This is a genomic window from Marinomonas gallaica, from assembly GCF_049821165.1.
Taxonomy (GTDB): domain Bacteria; phylum Pseudomonadota; class Gammaproteobacteria; order Pseudomonadales; family Marinomonadaceae; genus Marinomonas; species Marinomonas gallaica.
In genome coordinates this window covers 1,031,337-1,047,718 of sequence record NZ_CP187511.1, presented here as the reverse complement: position 1 = coordinate 1,047,718, position 16,382 = coordinate 1,031,337, and the positions used below count along the sequence as shown (strand labels likewise).

The following is a 16,382-nucleotide window of genomic DNA, read 5'->3' as shown; positions in this document are numbered from 1 at the left end:
ACTATGCTGCTAGGAAAGCTAATACATCGCCAAACTCGGTCCCGATTAAGATATCGCAAGCAAGTACACCTGCATGCCGCCAAAGATCTAAAGCGACGCTTTATAATGCTCGCCATGGTCGTTGCTGTACACAGCATCGCGATGGTGTATTTTGAAGACTTAGATTGGTGGCAGGCATTTTGGCTAACCATGACCTCGGCCAGCACCACAGGTTATGGCGATTTATCGGCAGCGACTTTTTGGGGTCAGTTTGCCACCATTGTATTAATCTACGGTATGGGTATTACCTTGCTGGCTCAGATTGCCAGTGACTACGTAGAAATTCGCATCATGCGCAAAGAAATGAAGATCAAGGGACGCTTGGAGTGGAGCGATATGCAGGATCACCTTTTAATCATCAATACACCTTCAACGAATACTGAACGCTATTTGAGCTTGATGGTTCAACAAATTTGCAATACTCCTGGATTAGATGATGTACCCATTCAAATCCTGACGCCTAAGTTTCCAGAAGGGTTGCCGGAAACACTCAGAGCAAAAGGCGTCGTTCACCATACAGGTGATGCAACCAGTCCTGGCATGCTCAACAATGCAGGGGTAGCAAACGCTAAATACATCGTGGTGCTGTCCCCAGATAGCTTAAATGCCCACAGTGACAGTTTGGTGTTCGATACCTTACACCGCATTCAAGAGATCGGTACAAAAGCTTTCATATTGGCGGAAGCCATTGATGATGCGAACCGCCAACGCTTCCGTGAAGCAGGCGCCAAAGCCGTCATTCGACCAATACGTGCTTACCCAGAAATGCTGGTACGCTCAATTGTCGCACCTGGCACCGAGCAAGTACTGGAAGATTTGTTTCGCTATCAAGGTGATCATACCGTACGCATAAATGTCTCGTTGTACGATGTGCGCTGGGCGGATGTGGTGACACAATTGATTCAACGAGATATGGGCACAGCCATTGGTTTTGAAGATACGATGGGGAATATTGTGACGCACCCTAAATCAAGTGAGCACATTAGCTTAAACGCTCTAATACTATTGATTGGGGAAGATCAAGTAACGCCAACCAGTGCAGAAGTAAAAGCGCTTCTAGCCCCAAAAAACTGACGTTCAGATCACACCGATGACGCATAAAAAAGCCAAGCAAAAATTGCTTGGCTTTTTTATTAAAGTTGACCCGTCAATATAAGGTACTTTTCCATTAACTGTTCTTCCGATTCCTTGAAATTAGGATCATGAGGGATACAGTCAACAGGACATACCTGCTGGCATTGAGGCTCATCGTAGTGGCCAATACATTCGGTACATTTAGTAGGATCGATCACGTAGATCTCTTCACCTTGGCTAATTGCTTCGTTTGGACACTCTGGCTCACATACATCACAGTTGATGCATTCATCGGTAATGATTAGAGACATGATGCTCTCCTAATAAATCTGATGCCACTCAGGGCATTCATATAATCAATCAAGAACGCTTTTCAGCCGCCAAAGCGGCTTTATGATAGTGTTCGGTTAACACGTGCTTCACTTTAGGGTGAACAAACATTCCGAAGTCACCATTCAATGAAGCAATCTCACGCACCAATGTTGACGATATATAGGAGTGTTTTTCTGACGGTGTCAAAAATAGGCTCTCTACATCCGGTGCAATAACGCGGTTCATATTCGCCAGCTGAAATTCGTACTCAAAATCCGATACAGCACGTAAACCACGCACAACAACCTGACCATTAACAGAGCGTGTAAACTCAGTTAATAAGTTATCAAAGCCAAGTACTTCGACATTATCTAAATGCCCCAAGACATCCTTAGCCAGTTCAATTCGCACATCATGAGCCAAGACCGGTCGTTTCTTAGGACTTGCCGCTACAGCAACAATAACCTTCGGAAACAGTTTAGCCGCACGCTCCACAAGATCGGTATGACCGTTTGTGATGGGATCAAAAGTGCCTGGGTAAACTGCGATTGTACTCATAGCTCTAGTCCAAGTTAGTTTTGTTTAAAGAACCAGACGATTCTCGGCTTACCTTTAGGCTGGGCATCATATAAGAATATTCTGTTCTACTCAAATCAGCCGCCTAAATCTCACCCAATTTGTTAAATAACAAATGGCGCAATAAATTGTTTCAGCACCGAAATGCCTAAGAAGATAAAAATCGGCGATAGGTCAAAACCACCCAAAGATGGAATAAAGCGATGACATAAGCGATACAAAGGTTCACATATTTGCATCACCAACAATGCCCCTGGATGACTCGACGAAGGCGCAACCCAACTTAAAATCACCGAAATCAACATGGCCCAGAAATACAGATCCAACAAGTGGTAGACAACACCTGCCACCGTATAAATCACGTAATGAGTAGGCGTTAACTTGAAACCCACAATAGTCATCACTAGAACGAGAATCAACGCTTGTACAGCCAGAGCCAATACCACAGAAGACGTATCTACACGACCAATGGACGGAATCACTTTACGCAAGGGCTTCAATAACGGACTGGTCGCTTTTACAATGCCTTGGCTAATAGGGTTATAAAAATCCGCGCGGGTTAACTGCAAAACCAGACGCAACAAGACAATAAATAGGTATAAGTTACCTAATGTTTTTACTACAAGAATTAGCGGATCACCCATCTTTTTGGCTCCTGTTTACATTATTTATTGGCAAATTCTTCGCCAAGTTCTTTAGAGCGCTTAGCACATGCTTCGATCGCTGCAGTAAAAAGTGGTTCAATGCCCTGCGCTTCTAACGTTTCCAAAGCCGCCTGAGTGGTTCCATTTGGCGAAGTAATATTACGGCGAAGCTGAGCAATGTCATCGTCTAGTTGGGTCACCATTTCGGCCGCTCCTTTCATCGCGTACGTTGCCAGTTTACGGCAAGTAGCGTCATCCAGTCCCTGCGCTTTACCTGCTTCAATCATAACTTCAAGAACTCGGAAGAAATACGCTGGGGCGCTACCTGATAACGCAGTGACCGTATGCATTTGGTCTTCTTCATTGACCCAAACATGGCTACCGAAACTATCAAAAGCTTGAGCAACCCATTCTTTTTGTGACTCAGTCGTCTTGTCATTGGCAATCAAACCCGACATGCCACTGCCGACCAACGCTGGCGTATTCGGCATAGAGCGAACTACAGCAACAGGTTTAACCAACCATTCAGCTAACGCATCGAGTTGAATACCGGCGGCAACGGAAACAAACAACTGATCATCACGCACAACACTGGCAAAATCTTCTACAACCGATTGCAGCATATTGGGCTTTACACATAGAAAGACCACATCAGCTTGTGCTACAGCGTCTTTGTTGTCGGCATACATTGTAATACCAAAACGCTGCTCAATCGCCTCATGATCGTCGACATTAATGGAACTGCCAACAATAGACTCACCATTATAACCACTTGCCCGCAATCCACCTATAATCGCAGATGCCATGTTACCTACACCTACAAAAGCAATTTTTAAACTCATTTTTCACCTATCTAAACTAATGACTTAAGCGAGCCAAGCTCGCTATGATGTGTAATTTCGCGCACCGAAAATTGCTGTACCGACACGTACCATGGTGCTACCTGAGGCAATGGCAGCGGCCATATCTCCAGACATTCCTATAGACAAGGTGTCAATATCACAATCTTGTTGTTGCAGTGCTTTAAATGCCTGATAAAGCGGGGCATATACTTGAATTTGATCCGCTTCGCTGGTTTGCGGCGCAGGAATCGCCATTAACCCTCGCAATTTGATATTGGGCAGCTGTTGTATCAACGATACCATGTCATCAAGCTGCTCTAATAAAATGCCTGATTTAGACACTTCACCACTAATGTTAACTTGGATCAGAACATTCAACGGTAGCTGTTCAACAGGGCGCTGTTCACTTAATCGACGCGCAATTTTCTCGCGATCAATGGTGTGTACCCACGCCATTGTTTCTGCTATCTGGCGAGATTTATTGGATTGGATCGGACCAATGAAATGCCACTCGATATCACTTAGGTGACTCAAATGCTCGTGCTTATCGACCGCTTCTTGAACGTAGTTTTCACCAAACATTCGCTGACCTGCCGCATACGCTGCCTCTATATCAGCCAAAGGCTTAGTCTTACTAACCGCTAACAAGCGTACGCTATCAGAGGTTCGATCAAACCGTTGCTCTAACGCTACAATGTCTTGTCGTACATGCTTAAGGTTTTCCGCGACTGACACAGCCTTCCCTCTAAACTCGTTAAATATATTAAACGTCGTAGGCTTCATCTAAGTTCTGAACAAACTTACCGTAGTATTCAAGACGGTAACCTAGCCTCTCCGAAACAGCATTCGCAGCCGCGACAGACGCAACGTGCAGTTTTATATGATTCGCTTGCTCTGGGTACAAAGACATCCCAATTTTGACGTCGCCACTTAATACGGAAACTTGATTAGGGTCCACCTTCAATAACGCTTTCTCTATTTTTTGCGCTACGATCGGAGCATCGTCTAATTGCATAATCCGCATGGCCATCACAAACTCGTGATCCGTCTTGTTGGCTAACAAATCATTGTCTCGCAACGTTTCTCGTAATGTATCTGACAACAATTTCAGTTCATCCACGTTTGCATCTTCATTGACCAATACAGTGACATAAGCCAAACGCTGAAAATAACGTCGTGCGTCTCGCAGCATCATATCTAATGCTTTATCAAAGGCATGAGATTGCAGTAACCCGGTTACTTTATTGGTGTGCTCTTGCAGCCGAACGTCTGTATGAAGACGCGCAACGATGGCATTAAACCAATACGGTAATGTTTGAAGCACTTGCTCAACGGACCAGTAATACAAACGCCGCTCAGATTCAGAATTCAAATTTGGTGAGAATAAACAAAAAGTTAGCCAATTTTTGTTTTCATCGTGCAAACTTACCATGTCACACGTTTCAAGAAAGTGTTCATTCAGCGAGTTATGCCAACAGCTCCAGTCTGTTTTTGTAGGTAGATTATGTTCTCTAGCAAATGGTCGTGATGGGCTGGCTACGAAAGTAGACAGCGTCTGCGGTATATGATGGAGGACGCCGAGAGAATCGGTCATTTCAGGCCAATCTTGATAGTTCAAAATGCGCCACTGAACCAGCTCTTTATCACACCAAATAACGCACGGACGCAGTGTATTAGGAAACAACGACCAAATACTGTTCACAACCTGTTCAGTATATGAAGTCAAACCAGCACTGTTAGCCACTAAATCCAACAAAACCAGATCAACTTTGCGTAGCTGTAACAAAAAATCGCGCTGTATGAGCGATTCATGCACAGCTTCAATCTGTGACGAGTCTTGCTTTAGTGCATCCATTATTGCTGTCTCCATAAACTCCATTACCAAACCAGTTAAAGCCTATAACAAATATAAATACGCCCAGTAGGGCGTATTTATGTAAACCTGTTAACTCTATCATAAATTAGAGTCTATTCTGAGCAAAGCTAACTAAGTGTGTACACGCGCTGCCCAGAAATAAAGGTCTGCACAACCCGGCCAGTCATTTGCTCGCCCGTAAAGCCCGAGTTCAAGCCTTTAGATTTACGTGTTGAATGATCCCAAAGCCAGCGATCGGTACTATCGAAAATAACAAAATCAGCAAAGCTACCAACAGCTAAAGAACCCGCTTCTAGGCCAAAACATGCTGCCGGACCATAGGTCAAAGCGGTAAGTAGCTGATCCAGAGATAAGTCGCCCTCATCCATTAAACGTAGCGCCAAAGGCAGCAAAACTTCTACGTTTGCCATACCAGGCTCAGTTGCTGCAAACGGTGCGACTTTAGCCATTTTTTCGTGAGGTTGATGATCCGAGCAAATTGCGTTGATAACGCCTGTCTTTAACCCCTCAATAAGGGTCAAACGATCGTTCTCAGAACGCAATGGCGGAATAACATGGAACTGGCCATCAAACTCTTTCAGTACTTCATCGGTTAATAGCAGGTTATGCAACGCGACATCACATGTAACGTCTAACCCTGCCGCTTTCGCATTCGCGATCATTTCGACAGACTTAGCACAAGATAATCGAGCAAAGTGCGCTCGCACGCCGCTTTTTTCAACCAGCAGCAAATCTCGCATCAATGCAATGGTCTCTGCTGTTTCTGGAATTCCAGCCAAGCCGTGCATAGTAGACATCATGCCTTCATGGGCGCATCCACCTTCAGATAGACTACTGTCATCAGAGTGAAAGACTACCAATAAGTCATGTGTCGCGGCGTATTCAAGCGCACGTGAGAGTACTCGATTACTCGCAATATCATGACCGTGATTGGAAAGCGCTACACAGCCGGCATCTGTCAAAGCAACCATATTGCTCAATTGTTCACCTTGCAATCCTTGCGTGAGCGCACCAATAGGGAACACATTCGCCATCCCCGCGTCATCGGCTTTATCTTGAATCAAAGCAGCAACGGCCGGCGTATCCACAATCGGCTTCGTGTTAGGCGGACAAATCAACGTAGTCACACCGCCAGAAACAGCGGCCCTTCCTTCGGAAGCAATGGTGCCTTTTTGAGAATAACCCGGCTCTCTTAAGGCGACGGCGGTATCAACCAACCCTGGTAATACCCACTTACCTTCGACATCAACAACCTCACAGTCGTCGAAACCAGATGGCGCTTCGCCAATGGCCACTATACGATGGTCTTCGACAAATAGATCCACAACAGCGTCCAGATTTTGACTCGGGTCGATGACACGACCATTACTAATACGCAATTTCATAGTTAGCCCTCATCTACCGCCGTCTGTTGTTCTTGCATTTGTCCACTCATGGCCATGGACATCACAGCCATGCGCACCGCAATACCATTGGTCACTTGATCAAGAATGACGGCTCGGTCGCTATCCGCCACCTCCGAAGAAATTTCCACACCTCGGTTAATTGGGCCAGGGTGCATAACAATGGCATCGGGCTTCGCCCATGCTAATGTTTCTTCCGTCAAACCGTATAAACGGTAGAACTCGCTCTCGCTAGGAAGCAAAGCCCCCGCCATACGCTCTTTTTGCAGACGTAACATAACAACAACATCCACATCATCAAGACCCACTTTTAGGTCATGACAGATCGTCGCCCCCATGTCGCGGAAATATTCTGGCACTAATGTTTTTGGTCCAACTAAGCGAATATCATCAACACCTAACGTTTTTAAGGCGTGCAATTCAGAACGTGCTACCCGAGAGTGAAGAATATCGCCCACTATGGCCACTTTTAAGCCTTCGAATTGGCCTTTGTGGCGTCGAATGGTCAACATATCCAGCATTGCTTGCGTAGGGTGAGCATGACGCCCATCACCGGCATTAATAATGGCAACGTTTGGGGTGCAGTTTTCGGCGATGAAATGTGGAGCGCCACTGTCTTGATGGCGCACGACAAACATGTCACTTTGCATCGCCTCTAGATTTTGTAGCGTATCCAGTAAGGATTCACCTTTCGACGTCGCTGACGTGGCGATATTGAGATTGATAACGTCCGCCGATAAGCGTTTTGCAGCCAACTCAAATGTTGTACGAGTTCGCGTGGAATTTTCAAAGAAAAGATTAACGACTGTTTTACCACGCAACAAAGGTACTTTCTTAACGGACTGCTCGCCCATTGAAAGGAACGATTCGGCACGATCGAGAATCTCTGTCAGAATATCTTTACTTAAGCCATCCAAGGTTAGAAAGTGCTTTAGTTGACCTTGTTCGTTTAACTGTAACGCCCGAGGGTCGGATCGCATCATAGTTTGCTTTCCTCAATCACTATGTATGATAGGAAAATGCCCGGCGTAGACTTGGCTACGCCGGGCATTCGTGGAGCTAGATGATTACCAGCGAACCACAGTATCCAAGATCTAATTGTCGTATGAGTTGCTTAAAAAATAAAGCGTACATACTAATTTTAGTGGGTTTCCATCACAGAAACAGACAACGGTGTCGGCCCAGACAATTTTATCCGCTGATTTTCAGTCAAGGTGAGTTTCTCCCCAACAATATCCGCACGAATAGGCAACTCACGACTGTTTAGGTCAAATAAAATGGCCAATGTGATACTGGCAGGACGACCGAAGTCAAAAATCTCATTCATCGCCGCCCGAATCGTACGCCCAGACATCAACACATCATCAACCAGAATGACATGACGATCTTCAATGGCTGGTAGATTCGTGTGCCCTACCTGCGGGTGTAGACCCGCGCGAGTAAAGTCATCACGATAAAAAGTAATGTCTAACGTCGCCAGTTCTTCATTGGTCGGCACGGCGTCAAGGATTTCATTTGCCACCCATACGCCACCTGAATGAATACCAACCACAATAGGGTTTTCTAGGTTTTGCTGCCGACAGTAGTCAGCTAACTGCTGCTTCATTGAGTTCAGCGCTTTATCGAGATCCAACGTCATGTGTGATGGTTATCCTTGATTCATTCTTCGGGTTGAGAAGCCTGCTGCGCAAACCATGATTCCAAAATCATTTGTGCTGCCAGTCCATCGACCGAATTTTCTTTAAAGTTCCGATGCCCGCCTTGAGCAATCACATGCCCTTTCGCTTCATAGGACGAGAGGCGTTCATCCATCATATGGTAAGGACGGTTATAACGTCCATGTAGACGTTTCGCGAACTTTCGTGCCCGTTGACACATTTCATTTTCGCTGCCGTCCATATTCAAAGGCAAACCCACCACAAAGGCATCTGGCAGCCATTCTTCAACTAAAGCACTGATCGTATCCCAGTTAGGAATACCTTCATTCGCTTTCAATGGATTAAGGGGACGACCTTGCCCTGTGAGGCTTTGGCCAAAAGCCACACCTATTCGGGTCGTACCAAAGTCAAACCCCAATGCAGTATAAGCTGCATTGGGGTTTGCTGATGTATCTGATGTTGACACTTGGGTCATCAAGCGTGTCCTATTTCAGGCGATAAAAAACTCATATCCAAACCTAGTACTTTTGTCGCGGCACTAAACTGCATATCACTCGGTGTATTAAATAATACGTCTAAATCCGCTTCACACACCAGCCAATCATTATTCGCAATTTCATTTTCTAACTGACCTTCTTCCCATCCGGCACAGCCTAAGGTAATGAGAAACGATTCAGGCCCATCTCCAGCGGCAATGTGCTCCAGAGTTTCAAGCGACGCTGATAAACACACGTCCTCAGTTACAGCTAAGGTGTTCCCCCAACTCCGATCACTAGTATGCAGAATAAAACCGCGTTCAGACTCTACGGGGCCACCTACATAGATGGTTTCGGAAGTAAGTTTGGGGCGAGCCATTTGCATTCCCAAATGCTCTGCGAGTTCGCCAAAATCAATACTGGACGGACGGTTTATTATCACCCCCATCGCGCCTGTGTCCGTGTGTTCACACAAATATACGACTGTGTGTTCAAAATTTGGATCATTCAAATGTGGCATAGAAATCAAAAAGTGATGCTTTAACGATTGAAAAGTATTCATCATACGAACCGCCCTCTATTTGAAATCGACGCAAGAGCTCGCGTCTGTCTATTCCCCGATCGATAAAGACGCTCTTTTAATAAACCTGCAAATCGAGGATCGTATTGCCAGTATAGGACAAGGAATTCATTTGCCCAGAAACAAATCAGTATTTTCTGAATTCATCTTCATTTTGCAAGAAATGCTGTTAAACTCTTTAATATTCAACCAAATGGTTATACTTTAAATTATTCACTGGTAACAAAGGACGCTCTCTTGTACGACAAATCTCAACAACTTAGTTTAGAGAAATGGCGTGATCACTACCTCGAAGAGACCATCGACCTTCGCTATTTCTTTCATAAAGGCTGGTCGTCCTAGTCATACCTTCTTACGTATCCCGTCAATTTTTTCTGTTAGCTAGGCAACCTTCTAGCACATATCGGACTTGATCATAGGAAGACAACATGACTTTAGAAGCCGTCGATTACCGTAGCCCAAATGCCGCCCAAGACTTTGTGAAATCCCTTCGGGAAACGGGCTTTGGTGTACTAAAAAACCATCCTATTCGCCAGCAACTGGTGTCAAACATATACCGCAACTGGCAAGATTTTTTTAACAGTGCAGAAAAGCATACCTACCGCTATAACGTAGGCACACAAGACGGTTACTTCCCGCCCGATGTGTCAGAAACAGCAAAAGGGCATAGCAAAAAAGACATCAAAGAATACTTCCACTATTACCCTTGGGGTCAGTGCCCTGCGCAACATAAAGACCAATTGACACAGTATTACGAAGAAGCCAACACCTTGGCTGAAGAGCTGCTCGGTTGGATTGAACAGTATTCACCGGAAGAGGTAGCAAGCCACTATTCCCAACCACTATCAGGCATGATTGAAAACAGTGATCAGACTTTATTACGAGTCTTACATTATCCACCTCTGCAAGGGGATGAAGAACTCGGAGCCATTCGAGCTGGGGCCCATGAAGATATAAACTTGATTACTATTTTACCTGCGGCAAATGAACCTGGGCTACAAGTAAAGCTCAAAGATGGCCGCTGGATAGATGTACCATGCGACTTTGGCAACCTGATTGTTAATATTGGCGACATGTTGCAAGAAGCGTCTGGAGGCTATTTTCCATCGACCTCCCACCGTGTGATCAATCCAGAAGGCACCGATAAAACCAAATCACGTATTTCACTGCCTTTATTCCTGCACCCACGCCCAGATGTTGTGTTATCGGATCGCCATACGGCGGGCTCATACTTGCATGAGCGCTTAACCGAACTTGGTGTGATTTAAAAACTACAAAACTAACTACAAAAATGGCACCAGTTTAAAGCTGATGCCATTTTTCATTCATCGCTATTCGGTAGCAGAGTCTTTAATACAGTGCTTTCACCAGCAAGATTCCACCTGAAATAAGCAGCATTGTCATAGCAATGCGCTTTACTATAGCGGCTGACAACCATGACAACAGATAACGACGTGACAGCATGGTCCCCAACAGCACAATGGGCGTACCCACCACAGAGACTGTGATCATATCGTCTGTGACAAGCCCTGAGATCAAAGAGGCACTGGTACGAAAGCCCGCTAACACTAAAAATACGCTCAATAGTGTTGCACGTATGACAATAAGTTCAACCGGCTGGCGATACATCAAATACGATATCGGCGGTCCAGCAGTGGAAAACAATCCACTCAACATTCCGGCAAACGCACCGCTGACACCAAAATGCCACGACGGCGACAATGTCGCTTGCGGTTCAGGACGTAACAGCGAGCTTAGGCACACCAGTATCATCACGCACCCCAGCAAGCCTTGCAGTAAGTTCAATGCATACTGGCCCATATGCTCTAACCAATACAGCCCAATCGCAACCATTGGCAATGCTACCGCAAGAAACACAAACATCTGGCGAAACTGAGCCTGTCGCCAAACATTTCCATATAAGCCCGATATACTGTTCACAATGCTTAGCGCACTGGCGATAAATGCTAAGTCGGCGATCGGTAATAAACCAAATGCGCCGCCAATGCCCAATACGACTAAGCCAAACCCAAACCCCGTCGCTGTTTGAATATAGGCTCCAAAAGCAATAACAAAGAGTAAAACCACTAATGAAACCGTCATAAAACTCACCTTACATAAACCTATCAAAAGCATGAAACATGCATATATGGACTCAGAGACAACAGTTTTGGACTACGAAACAAGTAATTATTACACGTTCCACTAACGTTAAGGCAGCCGATGATAATTCCTATTATCGTCTGAGCGACACTAAAATAATTAAGGGAGTATTTTATGAAAGCTGCTGTTGCCAATACGTTTGGCTCAATTCTAACCATTGAAGACATCCAAAAGCCTACCATTGAACCACATCAAATCTTAGTCAAAATTCATGCCTGCGGCGTTTGTCATACGGATCTCCATGCTTGTCATGGTGATTGGCCTGTCAAACCTACGCTGCCGCTGATTCCTGGCCACGAAGGCGTTGGCGAAATTGTAGAGCTCGGCAGCGCAGTGACACATCTAAGCCTTGGCGATAGAGTCGGTATCCCATGGCTTTACAGTGCCTGCGGTCACTGTGAATACTGCCTAGCAGGCCAAGAAAGCCTGTGTATGTCGCAACAAAATGCTGGCTACTCGGTTGCAGGTAGCTATGCTGAATATTGTGCTGCGCATGCTGACTATGTCATTAAAGTACCCGACAACTTGAACTACGTGGATGCGGCACCGCTTTTCTGCGCAGGTGTCACCACTTATAAAGCGCTAAAGGTATCCGATGCAAAACCAGGCCAATGGGTCGCAGTGTTTGGTGTCGGTGGACTTGGGCACCTAGCTGTTCAATATGCAGTAGCAATGGGTTTACGCGTTGTCGCGGTTGATACCGGTGAAGCGAAGCGTGAATTAGCCACCTCACTTGGAGCTGAGCACTTCTTTGATTTTAAAACAGACAATGTGGTCGAAGATATCCGTGACGCAACAGGTGGTGTTCATGGCAGTGTCTGTACAGCAGTGAGTAAAGCCGGGTTCCGACAAAGCTATGACGTGGTTCGTCGCGGTGGTAAATGCGTGTTAGTTGGCCTGCCACCTGAAGACATGCCATTGCCTATCTTTGATACTGTTCTTAATGGCGTTAGCGTTGTTGGTTCAATTGTTGGCACGCGTAAAGACCTCGAAGAGTGTTTAGAATTCGCGGCACGCGGCAAGGTCAAAGCAATCATCACCGAGAAAAAGCTCGACGATATCAATGCCATCTTTGAAGATATGGAAAAAGGCGATATCACAGGCCGTATTGTCATGTCACTTTAACCCGCTAGGCGCTGGTTTCAATCGTTTAAAACCAGCGCCAACCTATAAACTAAATTAATATCACCAAGCACACTGATTCGCTCATAAAAACGCCAGTTTTTCTGCCACTTTTTCGATGGTCTGTGGTATCTTAGCGCATCCTTGAACATTGTTTGCATTTTTGCAAAAACAAGCGTCTGGGACGATCACTTTATGGGGGGTTACGTGTTTTTTCAGCGAGTGCAAAAATCTTTGCTGCTGTCCGTTATTTGCGGTTTTCAAATGAATGCTTGGACTCAGACCGTCACGTTACCGGTGGTCGACTTTCCTCCCTACATTATGATCTCTGAATCAGATAATAGTATCTCTGGTATGGACATTCGTGTCGTCGAAGCCGCCTTCAAAGAAGTTGGTATTCAGACCACGTTTGAAAAGAAACCGTGGCACAGCATCATCCAAAACATGCAAGCAGGAAAGGTGTTAGGGACCGTCACGTGTTCTCGTCGCCCTGAGCGCGCACCGTTTATGTATTTCAGCGATGAGCTGAGCGCAACCAGTCGCGCGGTTATTAGTCGAGTAGAGCTGGACACTCACGCAATAGAAACTATCTACGACCTTGCAGATTATCAAATTATTTCCGTCGAAGGCTGGGATATGGAACAGCAATTACGCAGTCTCAGCATTCCTCATCAATTAGCGCAAAACATCACCCAAGGCTTAAACTCCGTTGTCAGTGGTCAAACAGACCTTTTTTATGTGTCTGATTACCCTGCATTGTATCAAGCACGTATTCTTGGCATTCATAAAAGTCTAAAAGTCACTAATATTGTATCGGAGCCACTGGTCCCCTTACACGTCTGCTTCAGTAAACACTACCCCGAGTCACGTGAGCTGCTACAAGAGTTCAATAAAGGGCTACAGATCATTAAACGTAACGGCACCTACCAAACCATCCGCGACGAATACCTATAGCCCTTTCATTTTTAGATTGGGCAAGCAGGCAAATGCCAAATTTCGTCTGCGTATTCTTGGATGGTTCGATCGGATGAAAACTTAGCCATTCTCGCCGTATTCAAGATCGCCATCTTCGCCCAATGATTTTGATCTCGATACGCCTCGCTCACTCGTTCTTGGCATTCAACATAAGCACGATAATCTACCAACACTTTAAAGCGGTCGCCCTGATCTAATAAGGTGCGACGGATCTCATCGAACGCATGCGGGTCATACGGGCTAAAATACCCTGAACACAGCCAGTCTAGTGCATTTCTAAGCTCTTCATCTCCATAATAATAGTCATATGGGTTATAGCCATTACGATCAAGCGCCTGAACATCTTCGATTTTCAGGCCAAAGATAAAGATATTCTCATCGCCCACTTCTTCTTGAATTTCAACATTGGCGCCATCCAATGTGCCAATGGTTAATGCGCCATTCAAAGCCAGTTTCATATTTCCTGTACCAGAGGCTTCTTTACCAGCAGTGGAAATTTGTTCGGATAAATCGGCTGCAGGGATGATCTTCGCCGCCAACGAAACACGATAGTTCGGTAGAAACACCACCTTTAATTTGCCTTGAATACGCACATCATTATTAACGGCTTCCGCCACCGCATTAATGGCGTAAATGATAGTTTTAGCTAAAGCATAACCTGGTGCTGCTTTGGCCCCAAAAATAAAGACCCGAGGGACCATATCCATATCAGGATTGTTAAGTAGTCGATGATATAAAGTTAGAATATTTAACAAAGTTAAATGCTGACGCTTGTATTCATGCAAACGCTTGATTTGTACGTCAAACATGGCATTCGGGTCTACATCAACACCGCATTCCGCTTTGATCACCTGCGTTAATGCCTGTTTGTTCTGCAACTTCACCTTCATGAAGGCTTGTTGAAATTCTGGCTCGTCAGCGAAATCTTCTAACTTTCGCAAGCGGTCTAAATTCTTTGGCCAATCAGATTCGATACCGTATTGATCAAATAATTGCGCTAAGCCTGAGTTACAGTTCAATAACCAGCGTCTTGGCGTAATGCCATTGGTTTTGTTGGTAAACTTGCCTGGATAGAACTCGTCAAAGCGCGCAAACAAATCCGTCTTCAAGAGCTGCGAGTGCAAGGCTGCTACACCGTTCACTTTATGGCTACCCACAACCGCAAGATGTGCCATACGCACCATCTTGCCATGCCCCTCTTCAATAATAGAAAGTGCTTGTTTGATGTCATCACGACCAGGCCAACGGGCCTCCACATCATCCATTAAGCGGTGATTAATCTCATAAATAAACTGCAAGTGACGCGGCAACACCTTTTCAAACAGCGCAACGCTCCATGTCTCAAGCGCCTCTGGTAACAAAGTGTGATTGGTATAAGCAAAAATTCGGGTTACTAAGGACCATGCTTGATCCCAATGCAGGCGCTTGTCGTCCACTAAAATGCGCATCAACTCCACGACAGCAATCGCTGGGTGTGTATCATTTAGCTGGATCGCGGCCTTCTCCGCTAATACTTCCCAATCCGAGCCGTTATTACGCTCAAAACGTCGTAAAATATCCGCCAAAGAACAGGCCACGAAAAAGTATTGCTGTACTAGCCTTAGCTCTTTGCCATTTTCCGTTGTATCGTTTGGATAAAGCACCTTCGAGATCGTTTCACCAATCGCTTTAGATCGCACCGCTTCAACGTAGTCGCCTTTGTTGAACTCATCTAAGTCAAAGTCCTCTGTTGAGCGAGAAGACCACAATCTTAGAAAGTTAACCGTTTTGGTGTTGTAACCGGCGACAGGAATATCATGGGGAATGCCCAATACATTTTTTGTTTCGACCCAAAGCGGATGGTAATTACCATAACTGTCATAGGATTCCTCTACACGGCCATAAAACTGAATGGTTTGCGCGTACTCGGGGCGAACTAACTCCCAAGGCGTCCCATAATTGATCCATGTATCAGGATGTTCCACTTGTTTCCCACTCTGAAACGCCTGTTTGAAGAGACCGAATTCATAGTAAATGCCGTAGCCGACAGCAGGTAAATCGAGTGTTGCCAACGAGTCTAAGAAACAGGCTGCCAACCGCCCTAGCCCACCGTTACCCAATCCCATATCCATTTCTTCATCACAGATTTCATCCCAATTTTGGCCAAGCTCTGTAATAGCTTGCTGGGCTTGCTCAAACACGCGTATGTTATGCACGTTATTTACCAGCATTCGCCCCATCAAATATTCCATTGAGAGATAATAAAGTCGGCGTACATTGTCTTGATTATGGCGCGCTTGAGTTTCCACCATGTCATCGATGATGCGATCACGCACCGCAAGGGATAGACAAAGCCACCAATCACGCTTTGAAGCTTGCTCTGAACGCAGCGCTAAGGTGTAACGCATGTGGTACAAAATACCCTCTTTTAGCTCAAGACAAGAAGCTGTGTTGGTATTGGATAGCTCTTGAGAAGTATTCGGCATTGCTATCGTCCTCTGATAAACGATTAGGGATACGTAAAGTGTATGTGCCGTATGTTGCAACGGCATTGCGAGGGCTGTCTAGGGATAAATACGCACTCAGAAAACCTATTAATGCGTTAGATTCATGCAATAAAAAAGCCGACTCTTTGAATCGGCTAAAACAAAAGCAGTTTTTAA

At 45.4% G+C, this 16,382-nt stretch carries 17 protein-coding genes; 4 read left to right on the top strand and 13 right to left on the bottom strand.

From position 1 onward, the window contains the following. The first annotated feature begins 3 nt into the window (after positions 1-3). Positions 4-1,113, top strand: a complete 1,110-nt coding sequence (locus ACPUEK_RS04910; RefSeq protein WP_067220991.1) for a potassium channel family protein — start codon at positions 4-6, stop codon at positions 1,111-1,113. 59 nt (positions 1,114-1,172) lie between these two features. Here the strand turns inward: ACPUEK_RS04910 and ACPUEK_RS04905 are convergent, their stop codons facing one another. The 11 genes from ACPUEK_RS04905 to ACPUEK_RS04855 all read right to left on the bottom strand — a co-directional run bounded on the left by ACPUEK_RS04905 (position 1,173) and on the right by ACPUEK_RS04855 (position 9,465). After that, positions 1,173-1,424 (bottom strand): YfhL family 4Fe-4S dicluster ferredoxin, encoded by a 252-nt coding sequence (locus ACPUEK_RS04905; protein WP_425642525.1) that lies wholly within the window; start codon positions 1,422-1,424, stop codon positions 1,173-1,175. Between the two features lie 49 nt (positions 1,425-1,473). After that, positions 1,474-1,983, bottom strand: coding sequence for a pantetheine-phosphate adenylyltransferase (coaD, locus tag ACPUEK_RS04900; RefSeq protein WP_067032922.1), 510 nt, complete (start codon positions 1,981-1,983; stop codon positions 1,474-1,476). 122 nt (positions 1,984-2,105) lie between these two features. Next, complete coding sequence (locus ACPUEK_RS04895; protein WP_067032920.1) at positions 2,106-2,645, bottom strand: YggT family protein; 540 nt, start codon at positions 2,643-2,645, stop codon at positions 2,106-2,108. Between the two features lie 20 nt (positions 2,646-2,665). Then, positions 2,666-3,487 carry a pyrroline-5-carboxylate reductase gene (gene proC, locus ACPUEK_RS04890; RefSeq protein WP_425642524.1) on the bottom strand — a complete coding sequence of 274 codons (822 nt, stop codon included), beginning with the start codon at positions 3,485-3,487 and terminating at the stop codon, positions 2,666-2,668. 42 nt (positions 3,488-3,529) lie between these two features. Beyond that, positions 3,530-4,270, bottom strand: a complete 741-nt coding sequence (locus ACPUEK_RS04885; RefSeq protein ID WP_425642523.1) for a YggS family pyridoxal phosphate-dependent enzyme — start codon at positions 4,268-4,270, stop codon at positions 3,530-3,532. Further along, positions 4,251-5,342, bottom strand: coding sequence for a hypothetical protein (locus ACPUEK_RS04880; protein WP_425642522.1), 1,092 nt, complete (start codon positions 5,340-5,342; stop codon positions 4,251-4,253). Before ACPUEK_RS04880 ends, ACPUEK_RS04885 begins: the two co-directional genes overlap by 20 nt. Positions 5,343-5,470: 128 nt before the next feature. Next, positions 5,471-6,748, bottom strand: coding sequence for a dihydroorotase (locus ACPUEK_RS04875; RefSeq protein ID WP_425642521.1), 1,278 nt, complete (start codon positions 6,746-6,748; stop codon positions 5,471-5,473). Positions 6,749-6,750: 2 nt separating this feature from the next. Next, a complete protein-coding gene (locus tag ACPUEK_RS04870) occupies positions 6,751-7,749 on the bottom strand; it encodes an aspartate carbamoyltransferase catalytic subunit (RefSeq protein WP_425642520.1) in 999 nt (332 codons plus the stop codon). 158 nt (positions 7,750-7,907) lie between these two features. Further along, positions 7,908-8,405: a bifunctional pyr operon transcriptional regulator/uracil phosphoribosyltransferase PyrR gene (pyrR, locus tag ACPUEK_RS04865; RefSeq protein ID WP_425642519.1), complete on the bottom strand. Its 498-nt coding sequence runs from the start codon at positions 8,403-8,405 to the stop codon at positions 7,908-7,910. 20 nt (positions 8,406-8,425) lie between these two features. Beyond that, on the bottom strand, positions 8,426-8,899 hold the full coding sequence (gene ruvX, locus ACPUEK_RS04860; protein ID WP_417507485.1) for a Holliday junction resolvase RuvX: 474 nt from the start codon (positions 8,897-8,899) through the stop codon (positions 8,426-8,428). Then, complete coding sequence (locus ACPUEK_RS04855; protein WP_139084493.1) at positions 8,899-9,465, bottom strand: YqgE/AlgH family protein; 567 nt, start codon at positions 9,463-9,465, stop codon at positions 8,899-8,901. Before ACPUEK_RS04855 ends, ruvX begins: the two co-directional genes overlap by 1 nt. Positions 9,466-9,908: 443 nt before the next feature. On the opposite strand from ACPUEK_RS04855, the gene ACPUEK_RS04850 reads away from it, so the two are divergent. Further along, a complete protein-coding gene (locus tag ACPUEK_RS04850; RefSeq protein ID WP_425642518.1) occupies positions 9,909-10,748 on the top strand; it encodes an isopenicillin N synthase family dioxygenase in 840 nt (279 codons plus the stop codon). 82 nt (positions 10,749-10,830) lie between these two features. Here the strand turns inward: ACPUEK_RS04850 and ACPUEK_RS04845 are convergent, their stop codons facing one another. After that, positions 10,831-11,583 carry a TSUP family transporter gene (locus tag ACPUEK_RS04845; RefSeq protein WP_425642517.1) on the bottom strand — a complete coding sequence of 251 codons (753 nt, stop codon included), beginning with the start codon at positions 11,581-11,583 and terminating at the stop codon, positions 10,831-10,833. Between the two features lie 174 nt (positions 11,584-11,757). Between ACPUEK_RS04845 and adhP the strand changes: the two genes are divergently transcribed. Further along, entirely contained in the window at positions 11,758-12,768 is a 1,011-nt protein-coding gene (gene adhP, locus ACPUEK_RS04840) for an alcohol dehydrogenase AdhP (protein ID WP_425642516.1), read from the top strand. A 204-nt stretch (positions 12,769-12,972) separates the two neighbouring features. Beyond that, positions 12,973-13,719 carry a transporter substrate-binding domain-containing protein gene (locus ACPUEK_RS04835; RefSeq protein ID WP_425642515.1) on the top strand — a complete coding sequence of 249 codons (747 nt, stop codon included), beginning with the start codon at positions 12,973-12,975 and terminating at the stop codon, positions 13,717-13,719. 11 nt (positions 13,720-13,730) lie between these two features. On the opposite strand, the gene ACPUEK_RS04830 is transcribed toward ACPUEK_RS04835, so the two are convergent. Then, entirely contained in the window at positions 13,731-16,205 is a 2,475-nt protein-coding gene (locus tag ACPUEK_RS04830) for a glycogen/starch/alpha-glucan phosphorylase (protein ID WP_425642514.1), read from the bottom strand. Between the last annotated feature and the right edge of the window lie 177 nt (positions 16,206-16,382).